The 25,756-nt window shown below is 30.2% G+C and carries 27 protein-coding genes; 17 read left to right on the top strand and 10 right to left on the bottom strand.

Annotation, left to right across the window (positions count from 1 at the left end):
• Nucleotide 1 precedes the first annotated feature (1 nt).
• The 11 genes from L1S33_RS01705 (at nt 2) to tsaB (ending at nt 9,392) form a co-directional block, all read left to right on the top strand.
• The gene (locus tag L1S33_RS01705; RefSeq protein WP_240560939.1) at nt 2–2,065 is read left to right on the top strand and encodes a gliding motility protein RemB; all 2,064 of its coding nucleotides are present in this window, start codon (nt 2–4) and stop codon (nt 2,063–2,065) included.
• A gap of 87 nt (nt 2,066–2,152) precedes the next feature.
• On the top strand, nt 2,153–3,055 hold the full coding sequence (gene cyoE / locus L1S33_RS01700; protein WP_240560938.1) for a heme o synthase: 903 nt from the start codon (nt 2,153–2,155) through the stop codon (nt 3,053–3,055).
• Nucleotides 3,056–3,643, top strand: a complete 588-nt coding sequence (locus tag L1S33_RS01695; protein WP_072556076.1) for a cytochrome c oxidase subunit 3 — start codon at nt 3,056–3,058, stop codon at nt 3,641–3,643. It abuts the gene before it with no gap.
• A gap of 57 nt (nt 3,644–3,700) precedes the next feature.
• Entirely contained in the window at nt 3,701–4,684 is a 984-nt protein-coding gene (locus L1S33_RS01690) for a cytochrome c oxidase subunit 3 (RefSeq protein ID WP_240560937.1), read from the top strand.
• Nucleotides 4,685–4,702: 18 nt separating this feature from the next.
• Nucleotides 4,703–5,044 carry a cytochrome C oxidase subunit IV family protein gene (locus L1S33_RS01685; protein WP_240551275.1) on the top strand — a complete coding sequence of 114 codons (342 nt, stop codon included), beginning with the start codon at nt 4,703–4,705 and terminating at the stop codon, nt 5,042–5,044.
• Nucleotides 5,045–5,099: 55 nt separating this feature from the next.
• Complete coding sequence (locus L1S33_RS01680) at nt 5,100–5,753, top strand: hypothetical protein (protein ID WP_240560936.1); 654 nt, start codon at nt 5,100–5,102, stop codon at nt 5,751–5,753.
• Between the two features lie 55 nt (nt 5,754–5,808).
• A complete protein-coding gene (locus L1S33_RS01675; RefSeq protein ID WP_240560935.1) occupies nt 5,809–6,453 on the top strand; it encodes an SCO family protein in 645 nt (214 codons plus the stop codon).
• The gene (locus tag L1S33_RS01670) at nt 6,446–6,973 is read left to right on the top strand and encodes a DUF420 domain-containing protein (RefSeq protein ID WP_240560934.1); all 528 of its coding nucleotides are present in this window, start codon (nt 6,446–6,448) and stop codon (nt 6,971–6,973) included. The genes L1S33_RS01675 and L1S33_RS01670 overlap by 8 nt, the downstream gene beginning before the upstream one ends.
• A gap of 2 nt (nt 6,974–6,975) precedes the next feature.
• On the top strand, nt 6,976–7,188 hold the full coding sequence (locus tag L1S33_RS01665) for a hypothetical protein (RefSeq protein ID WP_240560933.1): 213 nt from the start codon (nt 6,976–6,978) through the stop codon (nt 7,186–7,188).
• A 97-nt stretch (nt 7,189–7,285) separates the two neighbouring features.
• Complete coding sequence (locus L1S33_RS01660; protein ID WP_317208722.1) at nt 7,286–8,623, top strand: TolC family protein; 1,338 nt, start codon at nt 7,286–7,288, stop codon at nt 8,621–8,623.
• A 91-nt stretch (nt 8,624–8,714) separates the two neighbouring features.
• Nucleotides 8,715–9,392 carry a tRNA (adenosine(37)-N6)-threonylcarbamoyltransferase complex dimerization subunit type 1 TsaB gene (tsaB, locus tag L1S33_RS01655; RefSeq protein WP_240560931.1) on the top strand — a complete coding sequence of 226 codons (678 nt, stop codon included), beginning with the start codon at nt 8,715–8,717 and terminating at the stop codon, nt 9,390–9,392.
• On the opposite strand, the gene L1S33_RS01650 is transcribed toward tsaB, so the two are convergent.
• From L1S33_RS01650 to L1S33_RS01640, 3 genes are all read right to left on the bottom strand, one after another.
• Entirely contained in the window at nt 9,389–10,195 is an 807-nt protein-coding gene (locus tag L1S33_RS01650; protein ID WP_240560930.1) for a mechanosensitive ion channel family protein, read from the bottom strand. The genes tsaB and L1S33_RS01650 overlap by 4 nt on opposite strands.
• Before the next feature lie 51 nt (nt 10,196–10,246).
• A complete protein-coding gene (locus L1S33_RS01645; RefSeq protein WP_240551281.1) occupies nt 10,247–10,600 on the bottom strand; it encodes a DUF1304 domain-containing protein in 354 nt (117 codons plus the stop codon).
• An 82-nt stretch (nt 10,601–10,682) separates the two neighbouring features.
• Nucleotides 10,683–10,883: a dodecin family protein gene (locus L1S33_RS01640; RefSeq protein ID WP_072556064.1), complete on the bottom strand. Its 201-nt coding sequence runs from the start codon at nt 10,881–10,883 to the stop codon at nt 10,683–10,685.
• 175 nt (nt 10,884–11,058) lie between these two features.
• On the opposite strand from L1S33_RS01640, the gene L1S33_RS01635 reads away from it, so the two are divergent.
• Complete coding sequence (locus tag L1S33_RS01635) at nt 11,059–11,406, top strand: toxin-antitoxin system YwqK family antitoxin (RefSeq protein ID WP_240560929.1); 348 nt, start codon at nt 11,059–11,061, stop codon at nt 11,404–11,406.
• A gap of 101 nt (nt 11,407–11,507) precedes the next feature.
• Here the strand turns inward: L1S33_RS01635 and L1S33_RS01630 are convergent, their stop codons facing one another.
• The gene (locus L1S33_RS01630) at nt 11,508–12,713 is read right to left on the bottom strand and encodes a multidrug transporter (RefSeq protein ID WP_240551283.1); all 1,206 of its coding nucleotides are present in this window, start codon (nt 12,711–12,713) and stop codon (nt 11,508–11,510) included.
• A 50-nt stretch (nt 12,714–12,763) separates the two neighbouring features.
• On the bottom strand, nt 12,764–15,547 hold the full coding sequence (locus L1S33_RS01625) for a TonB-dependent receptor (RefSeq protein ID WP_240560928.1): 2,784 nt from the start codon (nt 15,545–15,547) through the stop codon (nt 12,764–12,766).
• A 343-nt stretch (nt 15,548–15,890) separates the two neighbouring features.
• Here L1S33_RS01625 and L1S33_RS01620 point away from each other — a divergent pair, with 343 nt between their 5' ends.
• Together L1S33_RS01620 and L1S33_RS01615 are read left to right on the top strand one after the other, a co-directional pair.
• Nucleotides 15,891–17,093 (top strand): porin, encoded by a 1,203-nt coding sequence (locus L1S33_RS01620; RefSeq protein WP_240551285.1) that lies wholly within the window; start codon nt 15,891–15,893, stop codon nt 17,091–17,093.
• Between the two features lie 74 nt (nt 17,094–17,167).
• Nucleotides 17,168–19,438, top strand: coding sequence for an inorganic phosphate transporter (locus L1S33_RS01615; protein WP_240560927.1), 2,271 nt, complete (start codon nt 17,168–17,170; stop codon nt 19,436–19,438).
• 249 nt (nt 19,439–19,687) lie between these two features.
• Here L1S33_RS01615 and L1S33_RS01610 read toward each other — a convergent pair whose 3' ends face one another.
• Nucleotides 19,688–20,149: a Na(+)-translocating NADH-quinone reductase subunit F gene (locus tag L1S33_RS01610; RefSeq protein ID WP_240560926.1), complete on the bottom strand. Its 462-nt coding sequence runs from the start codon at nt 20,147–20,149 to the stop codon at nt 19,688–19,690.
• Between the two features lie 65 nt (nt 20,150–20,214).
• Here L1S33_RS01610 and L1S33_RS01605 point away from each other — a divergent pair, with 65 nt between their 5' ends.
• Both L1S33_RS01605 and L1S33_RS01600 read left to right on the top strand, forming a co-directional pair.
• Nucleotides 20,215–21,570, top strand: a complete 1,356-nt coding sequence (locus L1S33_RS01605; protein ID WP_240560925.1) for a DEAD/DEAH box helicase — start codon at nt 20,215–20,217, stop codon at nt 21,568–21,570.
• Nucleotides 21,570–21,932, top strand: a complete 363-nt coding sequence (locus tag L1S33_RS01600) for a Na(+)-translocating NADH-quinone reductase subunit F (protein WP_240551288.1) — start codon at nt 21,570–21,572, stop codon at nt 21,930–21,932. Before L1S33_RS01605 ends, L1S33_RS01600 begins: the two co-directional genes overlap by 1 nt.
• Before the next feature lie 106 nt (nt 21,933–22,038).
• On the opposite strand, the gene L1S33_RS01595 is transcribed toward L1S33_RS01600, so the two are convergent.
• Both L1S33_RS01595 and L1S33_RS01590 read right to left on the bottom strand, forming a co-directional pair.
• Entirely contained in the window at nt 22,039–22,644 is a 606-nt protein-coding gene (locus tag L1S33_RS01595; protein WP_240560924.1) for a hypothetical protein, read from the bottom strand.
• Nucleotides 22,645–22,819: 175 nt separating this feature from the next.
• Complete coding sequence (locus tag L1S33_RS01590) at nt 22,820–23,689, bottom strand: OmpA/MotB family protein (RefSeq protein WP_309477240.1); 870 nt, start codon at nt 23,687–23,689, stop codon at nt 22,820–22,822.
• Between the two features lie 116 nt (nt 23,690–23,805).
• On the opposite strand from L1S33_RS01590, the gene L1S33_RS01585 reads away from it, so the two are divergent.
• Complete coding sequence (locus tag L1S33_RS01585; protein ID WP_240560923.1) at nt 23,806–24,789, top strand: FAD:protein FMN transferase; 984 nt, start codon at nt 23,806–23,808, stop codon at nt 24,787–24,789.
• On the opposite strand, the gene L1S33_RS01580 is transcribed toward L1S33_RS01585, so the two are convergent.
• Together L1S33_RS01580 and L1S33_RS01575 are read right to left on the bottom strand one after the other, a co-directional pair.
• Nucleotides 24,786–25,556 (bottom strand): class I SAM-dependent methyltransferase, encoded by a 771-nt coding sequence (locus tag L1S33_RS01580; protein WP_240551291.1) that lies wholly within the window; start codon nt 25,554–25,556, stop codon nt 24,786–24,788. The genes L1S33_RS01585 and L1S33_RS01580 overlap by 4 nt on opposite strands.
• On the bottom strand, nt 25,557–25,754 hold the full coding sequence (locus L1S33_RS01575) for a GldL-related protein (protein WP_240560922.1): 198 nt from the start codon (nt 25,752–25,754) through the stop codon (nt 25,557–25,559).
• Nucleotides 25,755–25,756: the final 2 nt, after the last annotated feature.

Here is a 25,756-nt window from a genome sequence, read left to right as displayed (position 1 = left end):
AATGAAGAAATTTATACTTGTTTTACTTCTTACTATTCCAACATTAATTTTTTCACAGACTTCTGAACGTTATCCAATGTTTAAAGAATGCGAAAATGAATCTGTTGAAAATCAAGAAAAATGTTTTTATCAACAAGCAAATACATATTTCTTTAAAGAGTTTAAAGTCCCTGAGGTATTAGAAAAAGAGAACTTCAATAAAACAATTAATGTTCTTTTTTATGTTGATGAAAAAGGTGCGTTTAATAGTTTATTGGTTAATTCGCCATATAAAGAATTAAAAACGGAAGTTAATCGTGTTTTTGCTAAAATGCCTTCAGTTAAAGCAGCGACCTACAATAATCATACTGTAGAAATGCGCTTTGTACTACCAATAACTTTTCCGCTTTCAAATAATCCTTCAGAAATTAAAATACATGAAGAACCTAAACTAGATATTAATGTTGTAGTTGCTCAGCAAAAACTAGCGGATAGCACTTTTTTAGAACATAATAGTCAGTTAAATATTCCTTTTACGCATCAAAGTTATGTGGATTATGAATATGCGTTACATAAAAATAAAGGGATGCATACTGCTTCAAAACCTTATATTTATAATGAAATTAACCAGGTTTATGATTTTGAAAAAGAGAAAACACCTTTTTTAAAGCCAGAAAAAAAATCTTGGTTTGGGCGTAAACTTTGGAATGAACATTTACTTCAAGTAAAAAAGGAAGATTATTGGTTAACATTAGATTTTTTAGTTGATGTTCAATTAGGAAAAGATAATTCTGATAGTCAAAAATACACGTATAATAATACACGTTTAATGAAAATAGATGGAGGCTTAGGTGATAAGTTTTCGTTTTCTACTACAATATATGAAAGTCAAGGAAGGTTTGCGGAATATATAAACTTGTTTGCAAGCAATCCTGATAAAGAAACCTTTAAGCCTGTAAGTTCAGAAGGATTAGTTCCTGGACGTGGTAAGGCTAAAGAATTTGGGACTGGTTATGATTATCCAGTGGCAGAAGGTTACATGTCTTATACACCTAATAAGTTTCTTAATGTTCAATTAGGTCATGGGAAAAATTTTATTGGAGATGGTTACCGTTCTTTTTTACTTTCAGACGTATCATCACCCGCTACTTATTTAAAAATGGATGTTAGTTTTTGGAAATTTAAATATACTAACATTTGGATGTGGGCGCAAGATGTAAGGGAATTTGCTGCAAATGAAAATGGTAGAGCACATTTGCGTAAATACATTGCAATGCATTATTTAAGTATTAATGTAACAGATAAATTTAACTTAGGTTTCTTTGAGGCAGCTGTTTCTGCAGGAGAAAATGGAATAGATATGTCTTTCTTTAACCCGTTAATGTTTTACCGTTCTGTGGAATTTAATAGAGGTGAAGATGTAGGTAATGCTTTAATAGGTATAACTTCGAAATATAAATTTTCAGATAAGTTTATGGGATATTCTCAATTGATAATAGATGAATTTTCTTTCGGAAACTTAACAAATTTAAGTGATTGGAGAAATAAGTTTGGATTACAACTTGGGGCAAAATGGTTTGATGCATTAAATGTGAAAAATCTTTTTCTACAAGGAGAATTTAATTATGCAAGGCCTTATACATTCGCACATCAAAATCCAGTGTTAAATTATGGGCATTATAGCCAACCAATTGGGCATTTATGGGGAGCAAATTTCTGGGAGATGATTGGTATTGCTCGTTATAAGAAAGATCGTTGGAGTGGTTATGGAAAACTTATTTTAGGAAAAAGAGGTTTCGATAAAGATGGAACTGTTAGTTATGGTGGTAACATTTATCAATCTTATGATATTAGAGTAAGTGATACAAACAATTCAATAGGGCAAGGAAACACAGCCACAATTTTTATGTTTGATGCTCAGGGTAATTATTTGTTGAATCCATCAAACAAATTAAGCTTATTTGCAGGTTTATCTTTTAGAAAATTTTCTCCAGAAACTCCAACTGCAACATTTAAAGCAGATACCAATATTTGGTTTACAGTTGGCTTACGTGCAGATTTGTTTAACTGGTATTTTGATTTTTAGATAAGCAATCTTATTTTCCTATAATTAGCTATGAAAATTATGGTAAATCCATATTTATAGAATATCTTTGCATTCGAATTATTTTCGATGAATTCTACCATTATTTTAAACAATAAAACATCTGTGAAAACGCTCATTTCAGACTTTAAACAACTTACCAAAGTAGGCTTGTCTTTAAGTGTTGTTTTTTCTTCGGTTGCAGGTTATTTATTGGCAGCAGAAACTATAAATTATACTACCTTAATTTTACTTACAATTGGTGGTTTCTTAATGGTTGGTGCTTCAAATGCATTTAATCAAGTAATAGAGAAAGATACCGATGCTTTAATGCAAAGAACTAAAGACAGACCTTTACCAACAGGTAGAATGAGTGTAAATACAGCTTTAACAATAGCAATTCTGTTTACAATTGTTGGTCTTTCAATTTTATATTACATAAACCCTAAAACGGCTTTATTTGGGGCTGTTTCAATATTTTTATATGCTTGTGCTTATACGCCATTAAAAGCAGTAACACCATTAACTGTTTTTGTGGGAGCAATTCCAGGAGCAATTCCTTTTATGTTAGGTTGGGTTGCAGCAACAAATCAATTTGGTATAGAAGCAGGAATGCTTTTTATGATTCAGTTTTTTTGGCAATTCCCTCACTTTTGGGCAATTGGATGGTTACAGTTTGAAGAATATAAAAAAGCTGGATTTGGTATGTTACCAATGAATAAAAAAGATAAAAGTGCTGTAAAGCAAATTATTTTTTACACAATTATAATGATTTTAGTTTCCGTTGCACCAGTTTTAAAAATGTCAGGAAACTTCTATATATATCCAATGACAGCAATAATTATAGCGCTATTAGGTGCAGTTATGTTGTATTTTGGAATAAAGTTACACAAATCTGAAAGTAATATTGATGCACGTAAATTAATGTTATCGAGTGTTTTATATATAACACTAGTGCAAATAATTTATGTTGTAGATAAATTTTTACATTAAATGAATAATAGAGAACAAGTAGATAAAGAATTAACTGTAGCTAGAAGAAAATCTGCAAAACCTATGTTATGGGTTTCAATGATTAGTATGGTTATGTTTTTTGCAGGTTTAACAAGTGCATATGTTATTAGCATGAAACGTGATGATTGGGTAACTTTTGATTTACCTCAAGCATTTTATATAAGTACAGCATTAATTGTTTTAAGCAGTATAACATTATTTATATCGCAAAAATTATTAAAAAAAGATAATGTACCAACATCAAGAATATTTCTAATAATTACACTAATTTTAGGAATTGGATTTATTTGGTATCAATATGTAGGCTTTGATCAACTAAAAAGTTCTGGACTTTATTTCACCGGTCCAGGAAGCACAGTGTCTACTTCTTTTATCATTGGAATAACTTTAATGCACGTTTTACACCTAATTGCAGGTGTAATTGTGTTATTAGTTGTTATTTATAATCATTTTAAAAACAAGTATAATGCCACGGAAACACTTGGTTTTGAGCTAGGTGCAATCTTTTGGCATTTTGTAGATGTACTATGGATTTATCTATTTTTCTTTTTCTATTTTATTAGATGATAGAAAATGATTAATTTTGGCAAACTATTAAGAAAAAAATAACAAACTGAAATATATATGGAAGCAAATGTTGCTATACCTTCTGACAGCAAAGAAACTTGGGGCGGAGGCGGAGTAAAACCTTTTGGAGCTAGTTATGGTAAAATGATGATGTGGTTTTTCATCGTATCTGATGCATTAACCTTTTCTGGTTTTTTAGCCGCTTACGGTTTAACTCGTTTTAAATTTATTGACTCTTGGCCAATTGCCGATGAAGTGTTTACTCACTTTCCATTTTTACATGGTGTGCACGCACCAATGTATTATGTGGCTTTAATGACCTTTATTTTAATATTTTCTTCGGTAACAATGGTGTTAGCCGTAGATGCTGGTCATCAAATGAAAAAAAAGAAAGTTACTTTCTATATGTTTTTAACTATTATTGGAGGAATTATATTCTTAGGTTCACAAGCTTGGGAGTGGAAAAACTTTATTAATGGTTCTTATGGAGCTGTTAAAACTACAGATGGTAAAGTTTTACAATTTGTAAAAGATGGTCATCAAATTGCACTTGCAGATTTTGTAACTGGAGATAGAATGGATGAACGTATCCAACAAACGCCTACAAACGGTTTATGGTTTGAAGGAGAAGGAACTATGTCTCAGTATTCTGTTGCTCAAGTTCAAAAAGCATTTGCATCAAATCCAGATATAGCTATTCGTTCAGAGTTAATAGATCCAGCAACAAAACAAAAAATAATCTTATCAAGAGAAAAAGGTTTAGTAGAACTTGCTAAAGCTAAATTAGTGGTAGAAGGAGCAAACTTAAAAGTAAATGAATATGGTAATACAATTTTTGCCGATTTCTTTTTCTTTATTACAGGTTTTCACGGTTTCCACGTATTTACTGGAGTATTGATAAATATCATCATTTTCTTTAATGTAATCTTAGGAACTTACGAACGAAGAGGACATTATGAAATGGTAGAAAAAGTAGGATTATATTGGCACTTTGTAGATTTAGTTTGGGTATTTGTATTTACCTTCTTCTACTTAGTTTAATTATAAAAGCATACAAAAATGGCACACGCACACGAATCAAACACAAAGAAAATCTGGATAGTTTTTGGATTATTATCTCTTATAACTATTGTTGAAGTAATTTTTGGAATTATAAAACCAGATGCTTTTCATCTTACTAGCTTTTTAGGAACAAGTCCTTTAAACTGGATATTTATTATCTTAACATTAGTAAAAGCTTACTACATTACCTGGGCATTTATGCACATGGACGGCGAGAAAAAATGGTTAAGACGCTCGGTAGTTTGGGCATCAGTCTTTTTAATAGCGTATTTAGTTACCCTATTATTAATAGAAGGTGGTTATCTGTATGACACGTTAGCTCCACTTGTAAAATGGTAATTTTTAAAAAATAAAAAAAGGTGGTTTTAACCACCTTTTTTTATGACTAATTTTTATGACAAATAAAGTAAAAAAAACATTCGTATTATCAGCATTATTCCTATTACCATTATTGCTGTATATATTTATCTCATCAGGTGTTAATAACTTTGGAAGATTACCAATTCTTTCAGAAAATGTAATTGATGTTTCAGAAATTGATAGCGCAAAAACTACAACCTTTAAAAGAAATATTTCTATTGTTGTTTTTTTAGGTGAAGATATAGAAAGTGTAAAAGGAGGTTTCTTTAATTTGAATCAAAAAATATACAAACCTTTTTACGGTTTTAAAGACTTTCAATTAGTTGCTGTTTATCCTAATGATAAAAAAGAAGATGTTTTAAAATTAAAACAAGAAATAGGAAAATTTACTGATTTAGTTAAATGGAAATTTATCGGAGCTTCAGCTGCAGAAATAGAAGCAGTTTATGAAAGTTTTTCTACTAATGATTCTCTTACTAGTTTATATGTAAACAAAGCATTTATAATAGATAAAGAAGGTAAGTTAAGAGGTAGAGTAGACGATAAAGAATCTGTAGACGGAAAACTGTACGGGTACAATATGCATTCTGTTGCAGAGTTAAATAATAAGATGAAAGACGATGTAAAAGTTGTACTTGCAGAATATAGATTAGCGTTAAAGAAGAATAACGCAGATAGAGAAATATAAAAGCTATGAGTTTTTAAGCATTACGCTTAAAGCATGTAGTTTAAAGCTTAAAGAAATGAATAAAAAACACTCATATATAGGTATTTCATTTATTGTTTTACTCTTCGGAATTTACTCAATTCCAAAAATTGTAAAACATTTTCAGAAGGCAGATTTGCATACTTTTACTAAAGTGCCTGCTTTTGAGTTTACAAATCAAGAAGGAAAAACCATAACCAATAAAGATTACCAAGGAAAAGTATTCGTTGTTGAGTTTTTCTTTTCTACATGTCCAACTATTTGCCCAATTATGAATGAGCAAATGCTTACTATACAAAATGAATTTTTTGGCAATCCAGAATTTGGAATAGCATCAATTTCAATTACACCAGAAATAGATACTCCTAAAGTATTAAAAGAGTATGCAGATAGAATGGGAATTACACATAAAAACTGGCACTTGTTAACAGGTAAACCAGAAGCAGATGTGTATAAATTATCTAATCATGGTTTTAAATTATATGCAGGAAAAGGAGAAGAAGATCATGGTGGATTTGAACACTCTGGTTTATTCGCTTTGGTAGATAAAGACGGTTATATTCGCTCTCGTTATGATGAACATGGAAACCCAATAATGTATTATAGAGCATTACCAGAACAAACATTTCCCAATCAAATTTCAGAATTAAAAAAAGACATTAAACTGTTGTTAAATGAATAACGAATTACAAGAAAAGAAGTATAAAAAAATAATAACAATTTTATCAGTTGCTATTCCTTTAGCTGTTGCCGCATTATTTGTTATTAAAATTCCTAATGTAGAACCTTTACGTTTTTTACCGCCAATTTATGCATCAATAAATGCATTAACTGCCGTTTTATTAATTGCAGCAGTTGTAGCCATAAAAAAAGGAAATAAAAAGTTGCATGAACAATTAAACACAACAGCAATTATATGTTCTGTATTGTTTTTGGTTTTATACGTTGCGTATCATATGACTTCTGATTCCACAAAATTTGGTGGAGATGGAGCTGTTAAATATATTTACTACTTTATATTATTTACACATATTTTATTATCTATCATTATTATACCTTTTGTATTAATTACCTTTATGAGAGCAAAATTGGGTAATTTTCCAGAGCATAAAAAGATAGCGAAAATTACATTTCCATTATGGTTATATGTTGCAATAACTGGTGTTGTAGTGTATTTAATGATTTCACCTTATTATATTTAAAGATGAAAAAAAGTGTATTAATTATTTTAATGCTATTTATAGTTGAAATTTCTTCGGCACAATGTGCAATGTGTAAAGCTGTTGTAGAAAATGGTAACGAATCTATGGGTGAAGGCGTAAATGATGGAATTACCTATTTAATGGTGTTTCCATACATATTAGTCGGCGCTTTATTCTATTTTTTATACAAGCATAAGCAGAAGGATAAAATTTAACACTTTAATAAATAAGAATTAGTGTAACAAATTTTATTTTTAAACGTCTTATTAGAACTATTAGTAAAAAGTCAACTTAATAATCTTAAAAAATATCGTGTTGAAAACTAAACTTATATTTTTTGCTGCTGTAATTGTATCAATTTCAGCGTTTTCCCAAAAAAAATGGACGCTTAAAGAATGTGTAGATTATGCATTAGAAAATAATATTACCATAAAGCAAAATAAACTGAATATAGACATCGCAGAATCTGATGTTAAAAGTGCTAAAGGAAATAAATTACCATCTTTAAGTGCATCAACAGGAGGTAATTTAAGATTTGGTTCTGGTTTTGATCCTGTTACAAATGATAGAGTTTCTACAAGTAACTTTGGAGGTTCTTTTGGAGTTTCTACAGGTATAACAGTATTTAATGGTTATAGAGTTTTAAATACGTATAATCAAGCAAAGCTTGGTGTAGAAGGAAGTAAATTAGATTTAGAAGTAATTGAAAACGATATTGCTTTACGTGTTGTAAACACTTATTTAAATGCGTTGTTTGCTAAAGAAAATTTAACCGTAGCTAAAGTTCAAGCAGAAATTAGTGAAAAACAAATTGATAGAGCTAAGGCGCAATTCGATGCAGGAACAATTCCAAAAGGAGATTTGTTAAACGTGCAATCTACAGCAGCAAATGATAAACAAAATGTTGTTTCTCAAGAAAACGCATTAAATTTAGCATTACTTAATATCTCTCAAATGCTACAAGTTCCTTTTGAAGGTTTTGATGTTGCCAAAATTGAAGTGGATTCTCCTTCAGCAGCAATGTTATATAGTACTTCAGAAGAAGTTTATAAAAAAGCATTAACGAATAGACCAGAGATTAAAAGAGCGCAATTAAACATAGAAAACTCAGATCTTTCAATAGAAATTGCAAAGTCTGCTTACATGCCTTCAGTTACAGCTTCTGGAAGTGTTGGTACTAACTATGGTTATAATTTAGACTTACCAGCAGGTTTTTCTAATACAAATTTCTTTAACCAACTAGATAATAATTTAGGTTACGGTTTAGGTTTTAATGTTAACATACCAATTTTTAATGGTTTTAAAACGGATGCAAGTGTAGAGCGTTCTAAGATTAGTAAACTAATAACAGAAACTAGATTAGAAAATCAGAAACTTCAATTACAACAAACAATTGAGCAGGCTTTTCAAGATGCTAAAGCAGCAGCAAAAGCGTTTGAAGCAGCAGAAATATCTTTAGCAGCACAAACAGAAGCATTTAAAAATGCTCAAGAAAGTTATAATTATGGCGCTATGACATTGTTTGATTTTGATCAAGTTAGAAATCGTTTAGTAAATGCTGAAGGAGCAATGATAAGAGCAAAATATAACTATGTGTTTACAACCAAAGTTTTAAAGTTTTACTACGGAGAAAATATTCTACAAGACTAAAAACTATTTTAATATATATTGAAAACTCATCAGCTTAAAAGTTGATGAGTTTTTTGTTTTTAAAACCTATCTTTGCTCAAATTTTTAGATTTTGGCACTTATACTTAACATAGAAACAGCAACCAAAAATTGCTCAGTTAGCTTAGCAAAAGACGGAGAAATTATTGCAATAAAGGAAATGAATAATGGAAATTATTCTCATGCAGAAAAGCTGCATCCTTTTATTGTTGAAATTTTAGAACAGGTAAATAGTTCTACAGATAAAATTGATGCTGTTGCAGTAAGTAAAGGTCCAGGTTCTTATACCGGATTAAGAATTGGAGTTTCTGCAGCTAAAGGATTGGCTTTTTCTTTTGATAAGCCTTTAATTTCTATAGAGACATTAACTTCTTTAGCACATGCAACCAAAATAGAAGATGGTTTAATTGTACCAATGATTGATGCTAGAAGAATGGAAGTATATTCTGCAGTATATGATTCTAATTATAGTAAAATTAGAGAAATACAAGCACAAATTATTGATGAGAATTCTTTTCAAGATGAATTAACAAAAGGGAAAGTTTATTTTTTAGGAGATGGAGCAGAAAAATGTAAAACAGTAATTACACATAATAATGCTTTTTTTATTGAAGATAAATTTCCTTCAGCAAAAGAAATGGCTGAATTATCATTTACTAAATACAAAAAAAACGACATCGAAGATGTCGCTTATTTTGAGCCTTTTTATTTAAAAGATTTTATTGCAATTCCAGAAAAGAAGAAAGTCTAACCTTCTTTTTGAATTTCCACTGCATGTGGGTAAGGGATTTCTATTCCAGCCTTATCTAGTGCTATTTTTGTGTTTTCAGTAACATCAAAATAAACTGTCCAATAGTCTTCTGTTTTACACCAAGGTCTTACGGCAAAGTTTACAGAACTATCTGCCAATTCAGAAACATTTACTGTTGGAGTTGGATCTTTTAAAACTTTAGGATGTGCTGTTAAAACATTCATTAAAACATCTTTGGTTTGTTTAATGTCTGCGTCATAAGAAACTCCAAAAGTTAAGTCTACTCTTCGAGTTCCTTCCGAAGAAAAATTAATTATGTTCCCGTTAGATAAAGCTCCGTTGGGTATTATTATTTCTCTATTAGATAAGCCTGTAAGTTTGGTTGTAAAAATTTCTATTTCTTTAACAACCCCAATTTCACCTTGTGCTTCTATAAGATCTCCTATTTTAAAGGGTTTAAAAATCATGATTAAAGCACCTCCTGCAAAATTAGCTAGCGAACCCTGTAAAGCTAAACCAACTGCTAAACCAGCTGCACCAATTATTGCTGCAAAAGAAGTAGTTTCTATTCCCAATTTAGCAATTACAGTAATTATTAAAAGTATTTTTAATGCCCAACCAAGTAAGTTGCCTATAAATTTTTGTAGCGTAATATCAATTCCACGTTTATGTAATATTCTTTTTACGGCTTTAATTATTAAGTTTATAATAAATAAACCAACTATTAAAATAGCTAATGCTGTTATTACTTTTGGAGAGTATTCAAAAAGTAAATCTTTAATTTGTACTATGTATTTTTCCATTTCGTATTATTTATAACGAGTGCAAAAATACAGTAAAATGTAGGATTTTTTCTAAAGGAAAAGTGAAATTAATCCCAATAATGCAGGAACTGATTGAATATATAATATTTTATTCTTTTTAGTAGAATAAGCTCCGTAAATACCAGCAATAAATACACAAGCTAAAAAGAATATTGCTACATCAGTTTTATTTGCAAGTATAGACCATATTAAACCAGCGGCTAAAAAACCATTGTATAAACCTTGGTTTGCTGCCATTACTTTGGTTTCTTCAGCAAACTCTTTGTTTTTTAAACCAAAAGCTTTTATACCTTTTGGTTTTGTCCATAAAGCCATTTCTAAAATTAAAATGTAAATATGTATAATAGCAACTAAACTTGTAAAAATAATTTGTAGTGTATTCATAATTTTCAAATATACTAAAAACAATAATGCAGTTTTACAAAAGTAAAACCGCATTATATAGTAGTAGAAAAATATACAAAACTTACTTTACTTCGAAAGTAAGCTTTAGGTTTACTCTAAATTCAGTTACGTCATCTCCGTTTACTACTGCACTTTGAGATTGTACAAAAACAGATTTGATACCCTTTACAGATTTAGAAGCTTGTTTTACTGCTTTCTTAGTAGCATCTTCCCAGCTTTTTTCTGAGTTTGCTAACACTTCAATTACTTTCATTACTGCCATAACTCTTTATTTTTTGATTAAATTCTTTTGTAAAGATATATTTTTTTCATTTAAAAAAAAGTTAAAACATTAATAAAAACATTTTCAATGTTAATTTAATGTTACGTAATTATTGCTTTATTGTAAAAATAGACATATATTTGTAAAGGAAATGTAAATATAAAAAACATATTTTATGAAAAAATTAATTATAATCGCTTGTATTTTAGCAGTCTCTTTAACGCAAGCTCAAGATAAAAGTCCTTCATTTGAAAAAGTTGGTGATTTAGTTAAAGCTACTTATTTTTATGAAGATGGAAGTATTGAAAAACAAGGTTTTTTTAAAGATAAAAAATTAGAAGGAACTTGGACTTCTTTTGATACTAAAGGAAATAAAACAACAATTGCTCACTATAGTAGTGGTAAAAAAGTTGGTAAGTGGTTTATGTGGGATGGAAATATTTTGCGTGAAGTAAACTTTGAAAATAGTACTGTAGCTAGTGTGCAAACTTGGAAAGAAGACAGTAAAATAGCGGTAAAATAAATTTGATTTTGATTGAAAAAAGATATTTTTCTCAATAAAAAAAACGCGCCAACGGCGCGTTTTTTCATTTAATTAATTCAAATAATTAGTACAATAGCATCTTATTGTCTAGTCCATCCTGCACCCCAAACTGTATAATCTGTTCCAGTTGCGTTTGCATCTTCTGTATAGAAATCTGCATCTGTAAAAGTTTCACCTGTATCGTTTTTCATTTTTACAGTTATATCTTCAAAAGATACTGAGCTTACATCTAAATCCCCATTTATAACTCCTGTTCCTGTTGGGTTAGCACTTGTTGCTCCAGCATCACCGTCAAGATCAAATCCTTCAGCAAAACCTTTTAATAAAACATTACTAAAAATTGCTTGAGTTCCTGCTCTTAAACGAATAGCTTCATTACCAGTTCCAGAACCTAAACCAACAATTGTTAAGTTATTTACTGTAGGTTTAGACCAAAATAAAGGGCTAGAGTTGTTTCCTATATCTGTATTGTAACCATCAGCTTCAATACCTTTATCGTGATCTGTTCCATGTTTTACATAAGCATCTGTAATTGTACCAGTATAACCTTCTGTCCAGTCTATTGAGTCATCTTGTGCGTTTACAATAGAAATGTAACTTACGTTTACTGTTCCTCCGTAAAATTCTACACCATCATCTTTTCCTTCATACATTTGAATGTATTCTACTAAAGTTGAGTTACCAACACCGTAAAATGAGAATCCGTTGTTTTCTGAATTACCATCAGCTTTACCACCAGAATATTCAACACGTACATAACGTAATTTTCCTGAATCATCAGAAGCATCATTTCCTCCAAAAGGTAAACTTGCAATTTCTGAAGTAGAAGTTCCTGAACCAGATACAGAGTTAATAGGTGCTTTACCTAAAAGTATTAATCCTCCCCAATCACCAGCATTTGGTGTATTAGCAGCAGAAGTAAAAATAATTGGTTGGTTAGCTGTTCCTTGTGCGTCAATTTTTGCACCTTGAGAAATAGCAACATATACGTCAGCTCCAGTTGCAGCTGCTTTAATAGTCATTCCTGCAGGAATAGTTAAAGTTGCTCCATCTTCTATAATTACAGGACCAGTAACTATGTATGTATTAGCAATGTCTAAAGATAAATCTGAAGCGTAGTTTCCGTTTAATTCTATTTCTTGACCTGTAGTTGAAGAACCACCACCGTTTGTGTTGTTTGTTGTTGTTACACTATTATCGTTTATAACGATATCTGCTGTTCCGTCTTCACCACATGAAGTAAATACCGTTGTTGCTATAGCTAATGCTAATAAATTGTTTTTCATTGTTTTAAAGTTTGAGTTTTTCATTTTTGTTATTAAAGTTGTTTTGTTTTTTAAAATTTATATGTAAGACCTAAGCCTAAGTTCATTCCTAATTTATATTCTGAAAGAGTAACATCTCCAATAGAAGTATTTTCTCTAATTCTTTTTATTGATGGGTCTAGTAAGTTTTTTGCGCTAAAATTTAATTCCCAGTCTTCACCAATTTTATTTTTCCAAACAAAATCTAAAACCGGAATTCCTTTTTCAATAATGTTTCCTAATTGTCCAGAACCTAAAGCATCTATTCTGTCTGAGAAATAAGAAAATACTAATGAAGCTATTGGTTTATAGTTTTCAAAGTTTGTTGGACTATAATTAATGTTTGCATTTACCAATATTGGAGATGCGCCTTGTAGCTCATCACTAGCTCTATTAAAGGATACACTATATAAACCAGCAACATCTTTTAAGTCTTGCTTTGTGTGCATATAGGTAAAGTTGAAACCTGCCGAAAGTTGTGTTTGTTCATCTTCATTTAAAATTAAGTTTTTACGAGCTTCTAATTCCACTCCGTAAACTTCTGCTTTGTCTCCAGATCTAAAGTAACGTTGGTTACCAGAAGCGTCATTTGCTACTACTAAGTTTATTGGATTGTGTATTTGTTTTGTAAATGCACTAAATGATAAAAGTTCATCTCTTGTAATAAACCATTCGTATTTTATGTCTAAATTATATACTTCAGAAAATGAAGGATCGTTTAATAAATCTGGATTACCACCAACGCTTTCTCCAATACCTTCATAAAGGAATGGTGTAACTTCTTTAAATTCTGGAACAGATACTGTTTTACTAAAAGTGAAACGTAAATTTTGATTATCTGTTAAAGCGTATTTTGTATTTAAACTTGGTAAGATAAATGTTTCGTTTGCTTCTCTAAATTTTGCGTCATTTGGATTAATATTAATTACATCATAACTAATATCTTGATTAAATGATTCTAAACGAACACCAGGAACAATTGTCCATTTTTCATTAGGAGTAATTGCTGCAGAAACATAACCTGCGTATACACGTAACTCTCCAGAATACGTATTCTCATCTAAACCAGGTAAATTTGTGCTACCAAATGTTGGAGGATTTATTCCGTTAAAAACTTCGGTGTTATATAAGTTTCCAAAGTTTTCAATGTTAAAAATTGAATTGAAGTTGTTTACATCCGTTACTTCTTGGTTAGAATTAATAAAATCATAACCATAACGAATGTTTGTAAAATCTCTCGTTTTAATTCTTCCGTTATAACCAAAGTTCCACGTTAATTTATCTGAAGCTTTATATTCTAGGTTTATTCTACTATTTAATTCTTCATCTATAATCTTTTGAAAATAACGTTGGTTGTCAAAAACTATGTTATTGTAAAAAGATGGATTTGTATTTGGGTCGTTATCTAAAGCTAAATGATAGTTTTCTAAACTAATTCTTTTTCTATCAGGTTCGTGCGCAAAAACATTGTTATACCCAATTCCCCAAGTAAGTTTAAGTTTTTCTTCTTCTATAGTATGTTCACCAACTAATTGATTTACAAAAATTAAATCTTGGTTGTATTGCACATTCATTTGATAAAACCCTTTATCGGTGTCTAATTGTGCATCTCTATTTTTACCTAAACCTTCAGTTCCATAATAACCAACTTCGTCACTAGAGTTATTTAAGAATAATGAAGTGTATTTTAATTTATGGTCGCTATTAATTCTATAAATAGCACTTGCCATAGCTGTAGTTGCTGTAGAATATTCGTATTCTTTTGCATTCGGAAATTCTTTTTTAGCAACATTTGTGTAGTTTACTAAAGGACCTTCTCTGTATTTAAAACCTCTTTCAAAAGAAACAGTACCAAAAAAACTTAAGCGAGATTCGTTTTCAAAATCGAAAGATTTACCAGCATTAATACCAATAGAAGTATTTATTGGTTCACCTGCATCTACAGGATCAATTCCGTGCGATAAAACTACGGCAAACGGATTGTGTTTAAAACGGTTGTAGTAACCAAAATAACCAGTTCCTTCGCTCTTTTTAAAATTTTCTCCTGCTGCTCTTGTGTTTATTCCAGAACTAACATTTGCAGTTAAAAATCCATTTCCTTTATATTCTTTTGAAGTAATATCTACATTACCAGCTGCAAAATCTCCATAGAAATTTGAAGAATATGCTTTACTTATAGATACATTTTGAATGATATCTGATGGGAAAAGATTTAAATTGATGTTCTTTTTATTAATATCGTTAGAAGGTAATGATAAACCGTTCATTGTAGTGTTTAAATATCTATCACCTAAACCACGTACATATACATTACTAGAACCTTCTTGTTTAGATACACCCGAAATTTTTGCAACTGCACCAGCTGCATCACTAATTCCTTTTGTAGCTAATTCTTCTGCACCAATACTTTCTTTTATAACAACTGCTTTCTTTTGGTCTAATAAAAGTGCGCTAGCTTTTTCTCTTGTAGTAACAGCTTTTACTTCTACTTCTTCTAAAGCAACGCCTTCTTCGGCACTCATTACTTGATTTATTGTAGTTGTTTCTCCTGCTTTAATAGTTAAAGGCTTTTCAATAGTTTTATAACCAATAAAACTAAAGATAATAGTGTAGTTTCCTTCCGGAATAGATAGTGAGTATAAACCATCTATGTCAGACGTTGTACCTATAGTGGTATCTTTAATAAAAACATTTGCAAAAGGCAACGCTTCATTATTCATTTCTTTATCCGTTAATAATCCTTTAACGGTACCTTTGCTTTGTGCAAAACTAAATTGGCTTGCTGCCAATATTAAAATCAATATGATTTTTTTCATTTCTGTGAATTCTAATTTTATTCACGGCAAAGATGTGGTGCTTTTGTAAAGCGAGTGTTAGCTCTAATTTACGATTGTATTATAGAAACATTAAGGCAATGTTAAGTCCAAATATATTGGTAACAGTTTTTTAATTATCCTGAAACATTTAAGTAAATATCGAGCCTCATATTTGTGCCAATCTTTAGAGATTTAAGATGTCATCATAAATTAATTAGTTTTTGTCGACTATTTTATATGACTTAACTGCCTTAGATTAAGGCAGTTTTTTATTTTAGTAATGTTTGATTAACATTAATTTAACATATTTATTGGTTATTTGCGGCGACAAAAACTAATAATTATGAAATTTAAATCTATACTTATAACTATAAGTATGATTGCCTTCTTGAGCACTAATGCACAAGAAACAAATGCTCCGAAATTCGGAAAAGGATTATTTAATCTAGTAGGTAAGGACAGTACTTGGTCAATGAATGTTGGTGCAAGAATGCAGTTTTTAGCAACCACACAATGGGATTCTGATAGCGATGGATTAACAAATCCAGAAACTTCTTTCTTAGTAAGAAGAGCTCGTTTAAAATTTAGCGGATTCGCGTTTTCTCCAAAATTAAAATATAAGTTAGAGCTAGGATTATCTAATAGAGATATTTCTGGTGCTTCAGAATTTACAAGTAATGCACCAAGATATATTTTGGATGCTGTTGTAAAATGGAACTTCTATGAAAATTTCGAATTATGGTTTGGGCAAACTAAATTACCAGGAAACAGAGAACGTGTAATTTCTTCAGCAAACTTACAGCAGGTAGATCGTTCATTATTAAATAGTAGATTTAATATTGATAGAGATATGGGGTTTCAATTAAGACACCATTTTAATCTTACTGATACTTTTATTGTAAAGGAAGCATTTTCAATTGCACAAGGTGAAGGTAGAAATATTACATCAGGAAACTTAGGTGGCCATCAGTATACAACTCGTTTAGAGTTTTACCCATTCGGAAACTTTGCAAGTAAAGGAGATTATAAAGGAAGTGATTTAAAGTTTGAAGCTAAGCCAAAGTTAGCAGTTGGTGTATCGTATGATTTTAATAACGACGCTGTAAAAAACAGATCTAATCAAGGTTCTTATATGATAAATGATGTAGGTTTTTATTCAACAAATATTTCTACAGTATTTGTAGATGCAATGTTTAAATATAAAGGATTCTCTTTTATGGGAGAATTTGCAAATAGAGACGCAGCAGATCCTTTAGCAAAAAATTCAGACGGAACTTTAACAGGAGCTGAAGTACAAGTTGGTAACGGATTAAATTTACAGTCTGGTTACATGTTGTCTAAAACATTAGAACTTTCAGGAAGATATACCAATATAGATTGGGATAAAGATATTACAGGAAAAGGAGCAGAAAACCAATACACTTTAGGAGTATCTAAATATATTGCTGGTCATAAATTAAAAGTACAAACAGATGTTAGTTATTTGGATTTATCAGATAAGACAAACGAACTAATGTTTAGGTTACAAGTAGACGTACATTTTTAAACAATAACATAACACAAACGTAACATAGGCAATATTAGATGTCTATTATATTTGCAAAAAATTAAAATTAAATTATGGATAATATTTATTTATTTATGTTAATCGCAATTATAGTATTAGCTGTTGCTGATATTATAGTAGGAGTTAGTAATGATGCAATTAACTTTTTAAATTCTGCAATTGGATCCAAAGCCATTTCACTAAGAACTATTATGATAGTTGCTAGTTTGGGTATCTTTATTGGAGCCGTTTTTTCTAGCGGTATGATGGAAGTAGCGAGAAAAGGTATTTTTGTTCCTGCTCAATTTGAGTTTGGAGAAATTATGCTCATTTTTATGGCCGTAATGATTACCGATATTTTGTTGTTAGACTTTTTTAACACACTTGGTATGCCAACATCAACTACAGTTTCTATTGTATTTAACTTATTAGGTGCAGCTGTAGTAATGTCTTTAATTAAAATCAGTCACTCAGAAACACAAACTTTAGCAGATTTAGGAACTTATATAAATACAGCAAAAGCTATAGAAATTATATCTGGTATTTTACTTTCTGTTGTAATTGCATTCTCTGTAGGTGCACTGGTTCAATGGATTTCTAGACTTTTGTTTACCTTTAATTATGAGAAGAGAATAAAGAATTTTGGAGTTTTATTTGGAGGTGTAGCATTAACAGCTATTACTTACTTTATCTTCTTAAAAGGTTTAAAAGGAACACCATATTACAAGGAATTAAAAGGAATGTTAGCAGGTAATGAAATCTATATTATACTTATTAGTTTCGCTTTTTGGGTTTTATTTTCTTTCATTTTTGAAAAATTAACTAAAAAAACAGTGCTATTAGTTGTTATTGCTGTTGGTACTTTTGGATTAGCATTAGCATTTTCTGGAAATGATTTAGTAAACTTTATTGGTGTGCCAATGGCGGCATATCATTCTTATGAAGCTTGGGTTGCTGGAGGTATGGATTCTACTATGTCTATGGCAGTTTTAGAGAAAAAAGTACCAGCTGAACCAGTATTACTTTTTATTGCTGGAACTATTATGGTATTAACACTTTGGTTCTCTAAAAAAGCAAAAACTGTTGCAGAAACAGAAATAAGCCTTTCTCGTCAAGGAGAAACTCACGAAAAATTTGAGCCAAACAGCCTTTCAAGAGGTGTTGTAAAAGTAACAACAAGGTTATCTAACTATTTTTCTGCAATTATACCTTCATCTTTAGGTGATAAAATTGGGAAAAGTTTTGAGAAACCAAATTATACAATGACTAAAAGTCAAAGTATAGATGCTCCGGCTTTTGACATGATTCGTGCTTCTGTAAACTTAATGGTTGCTGGAGTATTAATTGCAATTGCAACTTCAATGAAACTACCTTTATCTACAACGTATGTAACTTTTATGGTTGCAATGGGAACATCTTTAGCAGATAAAGCTTGGGGTAGAGAAAGTGCAGTTTATAGAGTTGCAGGTGTGTTAAATGTTATTGGTGGATGGTTTGGTACTGCATTAGGAGCTTTTATTGCTGCTGGTACTGTAGTATTCTTAATTAGTTTTAACCCGCGTGTTATTATTCCAATTTTACTGTTATTAACAGTACTGTTATTATACAGAAACTATAAATCTCATAAAAATAAATCTACAAAAACAGAAGATGAAGATAGTTTAAGTGAGGCTGAAAGTAGTTCTGTACAAGGAGTTATACATGAAAGTGCAAAAAATATTTCTAAAGTAGTTAAGCGTACAAATAGAATTTACACAAATTCTGTTGCTGGTTTAGCTGAGCAAAAATTACCTTTACTTAAAAAGAGTAAAACTCAAGTTGTTAAGCTTTCTGATGAAATTGATGATTTACGTGATAATATTACTTATTTCATTAAAAATCTTGATGCTTCAAGTTTAAATGCAAGTGGATTTTATATTAACATTTTAGGTCACTTACAAGATATGTCTCAATCATTAGAATATATTTCTAAGATTAGTTATAAGCATATTAACAATAACCATAAAAATTTAAAATCTTCTCAGATAAACGAATTAAAAGAAATTGATGACAAATTAGAAATCTTTTTCTCAGATATAGAAAAAGCTTTTAAATCTGAATCATTTGAAGAGATAGGTGTTATTTTAAATGAAAAGAAAGTAATTTTTGATTTGGTAAATGAAAAAATAACAAAACAAATAGCACGTACTAGAACAGAAGAATCTAGTCCAAAAAACACAACATTGTACTTTGGTATTTTAATAGAAACTAAAGATTTATTAAATGCTACCATGAATCTTTTAGAAGAATATCACACTTCTTTTGATGGTTCAATTGAGCCAGCTACGATTAGTGCTTCAAAATAATTTAATAATAATAATTAAAAAAAACCGATACGAAAGTGTCGGTTTTTTTATTGTCTTTAATATATCGGTAATTAGGGCGTTACCACAAGGGTCGCGCTTTCCGTTATATCTTTTTATGCCGAATTTATTTCGGTATCTTTTTCAACTTTAAGACAAATTACCTAGTTATTATAAGATACTGAAACGAGTTCAGCATAAAAAGGATGCCATTGCAATCGCTAACGCGGGTGTATTTAGTAAAGTAAAAGATTAACTATAAATCACTTCAAACTTATAAACAGGGTTGCTTTCTTCATATTCAAAAATCTTAGAATAATCCATAACATTTGGTATGTTGTCTAAAGCACATAAATACGCAACAACAGCACACAAACCATTAAACAAAGTTTCTTTATTTGTTGGGTTTTTAGGCTTTGGATTGTAATGACATAATGGAGTTTTAAATCCGCAGGCTTCTAAAAATATCTTTTCGGTTTGTAATAATTCTAACGGAGAATACCCATTAAATTTTCTTCCTAAGTTTTCATGAACACGCCCAACATAACTTAATTCTAATGACCCATGACTGTTAGATAAGTGTTTCCAGCTATCAAAATTATCCAATATGTTTCCAACAGCACAAGCCGTACAACATTCAGGATTTAATTCATCATTATGAAACGAATTGTATAATTTAATTAAAGCCTGTTCTAAACGTTTAGCTGTCTTCATTCTTATAGGATTTGCTCACTAAATATACAAAATAATGGTTGTACCTTTGCAAAAATGTTTTTTTGATGACAACTTTCCAAGATTTAGACCTTTCCAAACAATTGCAATATGCAATAGACGATTTAGGTTTTACCAATCCAACACCAATTCAAGAACAAGCCTTTTCTGTAGTAAGATCCGGAAAAGACGTTGTTGGTATTGCGCAAACCGGTACAGGAAAAACATTTGCGTACATGATGCCAATTATTAGAGATTTAGCGTTCTCTAAACAAGTATCTCCGCGAGTGTTAGTTTTAGTACCAACAAGAGAATTGGTAATACAAGTTGTAGATGAAATAGAAAAGCTATCAAAATACATTAACCTACGTGTTTTAGGCGTTTATGGAGGTACAAACATAAACACACAAAAACAAGCCGTAGCGCAAGGAACCGATATAATTGTAGCAACTCCAGGACGTTTGTATGATTTGGCTTTAAGCAATGTTTTAAAGCTAAAAACAATACAAAAATTGGTGATTGATGAGGTAGATGTAATGTTAGATTTAGGTTTCCGTTTTCAATTATTAAATATTTTTGATTTGTTGCCACAAAGAAGACAAAACGTAATGTTTTCTGCAACCATGACGCAAGATGTAGATGAATTAATTGTCGATTTCTTTAAGAATCCAACAAAAATATCTATTGCAATAAGCGGAACTCCGTTAGATAATATTAAACAAGAATCGTATAATATCGTTAACTTCTACACAAAGGTTAACTTATTAAATTATTTATTACACGATAAAGAAGAATTCAATAAAGTGTTGGTTTTTGCACCAAACAAAAGAACAGCAGATAGAATTTTTAACTGTTTAGAAGAATCGTACAATTCGGAAGCCTGTGTTATTCATTCAAACAAAACACAAAACTACCGTATAAGATCTATCAACCAATTTAACGAAGGTAAAAACAGAATTTTAGTTGCTACCGATGTTATGGCGCGTGGATTGGATATTGAAGAAATTAGCCACGTTATAAACTTCGATACACCGCATTTCCCAGAAAACTACATGCACAGAATTGGTAGAACTGGTAGAGCGGAAAAAGAAGGAAAAACAATTTTATTTTCTACAGAAAAAGAGCAAGAATCTAAAGCTAGAATTGAAGAATTAATGGATTTTAAACTTCCATTATTAGAGCTTCCTGAAGCTGTAGAAGTTTCAACAGAACTTACCGAAGAAGAACGCCCGAAAGAAGAAAGAGAAGTTTCTAAAAACAGAACTTCATTAGAATATGTTCCTGGACCTGCATTTCATGAGAAAAGTGAAAAGAATAGCAAAGTTAATTTAGGAGGTTCTTATAGGCGAGAAATTGCTAAGAAATATAAGAAGCCAAAAACACGTGGCGATAAAAATTATAACAAACGTAACAAGAAAAAGTAATGCAAATTTTAACGGAACAAGAGTTGCATAATTTAGCAATGAATATTGTTGGTAAGAGATTGCAAGAAATGGGTTATGAGTTTCAAGCAATTAATAGCCAGTTAAAAAGGCATCCACAATTTGTATTATTTAAAAAAGGCGAACCAACTATTTTTGTCTTAGTAAAAGCAACTCAGAATATTCAAAACCCAGAAGAATATGATGTTTTATGGATGGAAACGTTTAAAGACCACGCAAAAAAACAAAACGCTAAAGTTTGGTTTGCTGGTGTTGGTTTAGCAAATGCCGAAAGTGTAGAAAACCCCGTTTTTAAAGACCAACCGTATTACGTTGCTTTTGAGGATTTTGTTAAGATTTTGTAGTAAGTTTAGCTATATTTAAGCTTTATTACTTCGTGGGATAAGCAACCATTTTCTTAAGTGAGCTAAAAACAGCAATAATATTTATACAATTTTACTTGTAGTTTTATTATCTAAATCGTTTGCTATTCAATTTTTGATTCGCTTTATTTTTGACTTTTTTTGTAATTCCATTTTTAGCAAACTTTAATATTATTTCTTTTGTTATTTCATTATGATCTAATGTGTGATTTTGAATTTTAGCACTACCTTTTTCTAATATTTTTTCTATTAACCCTAAAGATATTCCGTTTTCTATTAATTTTAAACGATAAGACTCTGAAATTTCATCTATAACACCTCTTTTTTCAATCATTCTTGGGTCTTCGAAAACAGGTAGAGTTTTCAATAATTCTTCTAGTTTATCTACAAGTGTTAATCTTGACTTTGTAGCAAAAGTTAGAAATGGATTTTCCCAATTTGGTTGAATATCAAAATTGTTGGTTTTTGAGTTGAAATTTTCTACAAAATTTAAAACTTGTACTTGATATTCGCCATTTAGGTCTTTTTCAGGTCGCCATTGAACGTCAATTAGTTTTAATCGTGTATTGTTATGTAATATTAATAAACTTGAACCTTCGAAATAAGATTCATAACCTGCTAATGGGTCAACTTCATAAAGTTGATTGTAGCTTACTAACCAACTAGCTTCAATTCTTAATGGTTGAAGATTCATTTTTATTGTTTTTATTTTTATTTCTATTTAGTCTTGAATTAATGCTAATTTGGGGTTTCAGTCGTTAGCTAAGTTATAGTTTTTTTATTAGAGAATCAAGAGGGAAAAAACTAATTAAACTAAAAAAAAAGCCTCACAATTTGTGAGGCTTTTTTAATTTATAAAATACTTAAACCTATTCAGGCTTTTGTTCTAAAATATCAAAGAATTCTTCTAGTTTAGGTAAGATAACAATACGTGTTCTGCGATTTGTTGCTCTTCCTTCAGCAGTATCATTACTTTCTAAAGGAACATACTCGCTACGTCCTGCAGCAATTAAACGCTTAGGATCAATACTAAAATCGTTTTGTAAAACCCTTACTACAGAAGTAGCACGATTTACACTTAAATCCCAGTTGTCTTTTGCATTAGCAGATGAAATTGGCACATTATCAGTATAACCTTCAACTTGTACTTCCATTTCTGGTCTAGATGCAACTACTTTTGCAACTTTTCCTAAAACAGCTTTTGCTTTGTCAGAAACTGTAGAACTACCACTTTTAAATAATAATTTATCAGCAATAGAAATATAAACTACTGTTTTTTCAACATCAATTTGTATGTCTTGATCTTGAATACCAGCATCTAATTCTTTCTTTAAGTGAAATGCAACTGCTAAATTAATAGAGTCTTTTTTAGTCATTGCACTTCTAATACCGTTAATGTATTTGTCTTTTTCGCTAAGTTGAGAAACAACTTCTTTAATGTTATCACTTGCAGATTGTGTTAAAACCGTTAAGTTTTCTACTTGTTTTAAAGATTGCGCTTTATCAATTTTTAAATCTTTAATCTGATTTTCTAATAATTCAACTTTTCCTTCAAGGCCAGATACATTAGAGCTTCCAGCATTCTTTTCAATCAAGCACTTTTGTAAATTGGCTTTTACATCTACTAATTCTTGCTGGCTACTAGTTAATCTAGATTGTAATGCAGCATATTCTTTGTTAGATTTACAAGAGCTCATTAAAACTGCAACCGCAATAAATAAAATTGTTTTTTTCATCATTTATACTAATTAACGTGAATAACAAAGTTAAAAAAAGCAAAGCACAAAAAAGACAAAAGAGCATAGTTTTATGAGCATTTTATGATTTATCTTTGCTAAGCACAATTAAAACTAAAATGAAAAACACGTATTTAGTATTTATTATTTCTTGTATTTTTCTTCTTTCTTGTAAGGATAAACATCATTTCGATTCGATAAAAATTAGTGGTAATGTCTTTGGAACTACCTATAACATAACGTATTTAAATACTAATGTGAGTTATCAAAAATCAATAGATAGCTTGTTTTTGTTGGTTAATAAATCGTTGTCTACGTATATACCAACTTCAGATATTTCAAAAATTAATACTGGTGATTCTACCATTGTTATTGATGAGTTTTTTAAGGAGGTTTTTCAGAAATCGATAAGAATACATAATGAAACTAATGGTTATTTTGATCCAACTGTTGGTAATTTGGTAAACTCTTGGGGTTTTGGGCCTAAAAATGAAAAGAAGAATTTAGATAGTTTACAGGTTAATAAGATGATGCAACTTGTAGGTTTAGATAAAGTTTCTCTGGTTGACGGGAAAATAAAAAAAGATGCTCCAGAAATTTATTTAGACTTTAATTCTATTGCTAAAGGTTATGGAATTGATGTAATTGGACGCTTTTTTGAAAGTAAAAACTTAGATAATTATCTAATTGAAATTGGCGGAGAGATAAGAGCAAGAGGTAAAAATTCAAAAAATAAAAATTGGAGAGTAGCAATAGATAACCCAAATACAGATGGAACAAGAAGTTTTGCAGATGTTGTTGCTTTAGACAATCAATCTATGGCAAGTTCTGGAAATTATAGAAAATTTAGGCTTACAGAAAATGGACAAAAATATGTACACACTGTAAATCCAATAACTGGTTTTGCTACAGAAAGTAATTTATTAAGTGCAACGGTTTACGCTCCTTTAGATTGTGCAGATGTAGATGCGTACGCTACTGCATTTATGGCAATGGGATTGGAAAAAACTAAAGAGTTTTTAGAAGAACATACAGAAGTTAAAGCGATTTTAATGTATGTAAATAAAAATGGAGATTTAGTTGAATATAAAAATAGCAACTAAGATTTATAACAAACAGGTAAAATTTCACCTTTCATTAAAGCAAATCGTTCTAGTAATTCTGGAGCGATTTTTTTTGTGTAATCAATTTCATCAACTTTAAAACCTATTGATCTAAGCTTGTCAAAATAATCGCTTCCGTAAACTCTTACATGATCGTATTGCCCAAATATTTTTGCACGTTCTTTTGGATCTGTTATAGAATTGTCTTCAAAAGTTTCAGCTCTATTAATGTCTTGTGGAATCTGAAAAATTCCCATTCCGTTTGGCTTTAAAACACGATATAATTCTTGCATTGCCTTCGTGTCGTCCGGAATATGTTCCAGCACATGATTACAAAAAACAACATCAAATTCGTTGTCTTTAAAAGGTAAATCGCAAATATCGGCTTTTACATCTGCTATTGGAGATTCTAAATCAGATGTTATATAATCAAGGTTTTTTTGTTTTCTAAAAATATCTAAGAAACATTGTTCTGGCGCAATATGTAATACTTTTTGTTTTTCGGTTGAAGTAAAAAAAGAAGTATCATCTTTTAGAAATAACCACATTAATCTATGTCTTTCTAATGATAAAGTCGAAGGTGAAAGTGCGTTTTCTCTTTGCTTTCCGTAACCATAAGGTAAAAATTTTTTGAATGATTTACCATCAATAGGATCCGTATAATTATCACCTTTTAACCACCAAGCAATTGTAGGGCGAACCCAATAACTCATTTTTATTAGAAATGGTCTTGGTATAGTGTTTAATATGGTTTTGAAAAGAGACATTTATTGATTTAAAATATCTTTATAATTCTTGTTGGTAAGCAATTTCCAAATTAATAGGATTGCAGAAATGATTTTTAAAAATGTACCAGCTGTTAATAATTCTGATGCAAATTGCCAATGTAAAATTTTAAAAAGTGCACCTAAAACAATTAATATAAACCCTAATATAAATATTACAATTATATGTTTAAAATTCATGC

The sequence above is a fragment of the Tenacibaculum aquimarinum genome, assembly GCF_022478115.1.
Lineage (GTDB): Bacteria > Bacteroidota > Bacteroidia > Flavobacteriales > Flavobacteriaceae > Polaribacter > Polaribacter aquimarinum_A.
The sequence above is the reverse complement of the archived record's forward strand: the minus strand, read 5'-3'. Positions and strand labels throughout refer to the sequence as shown.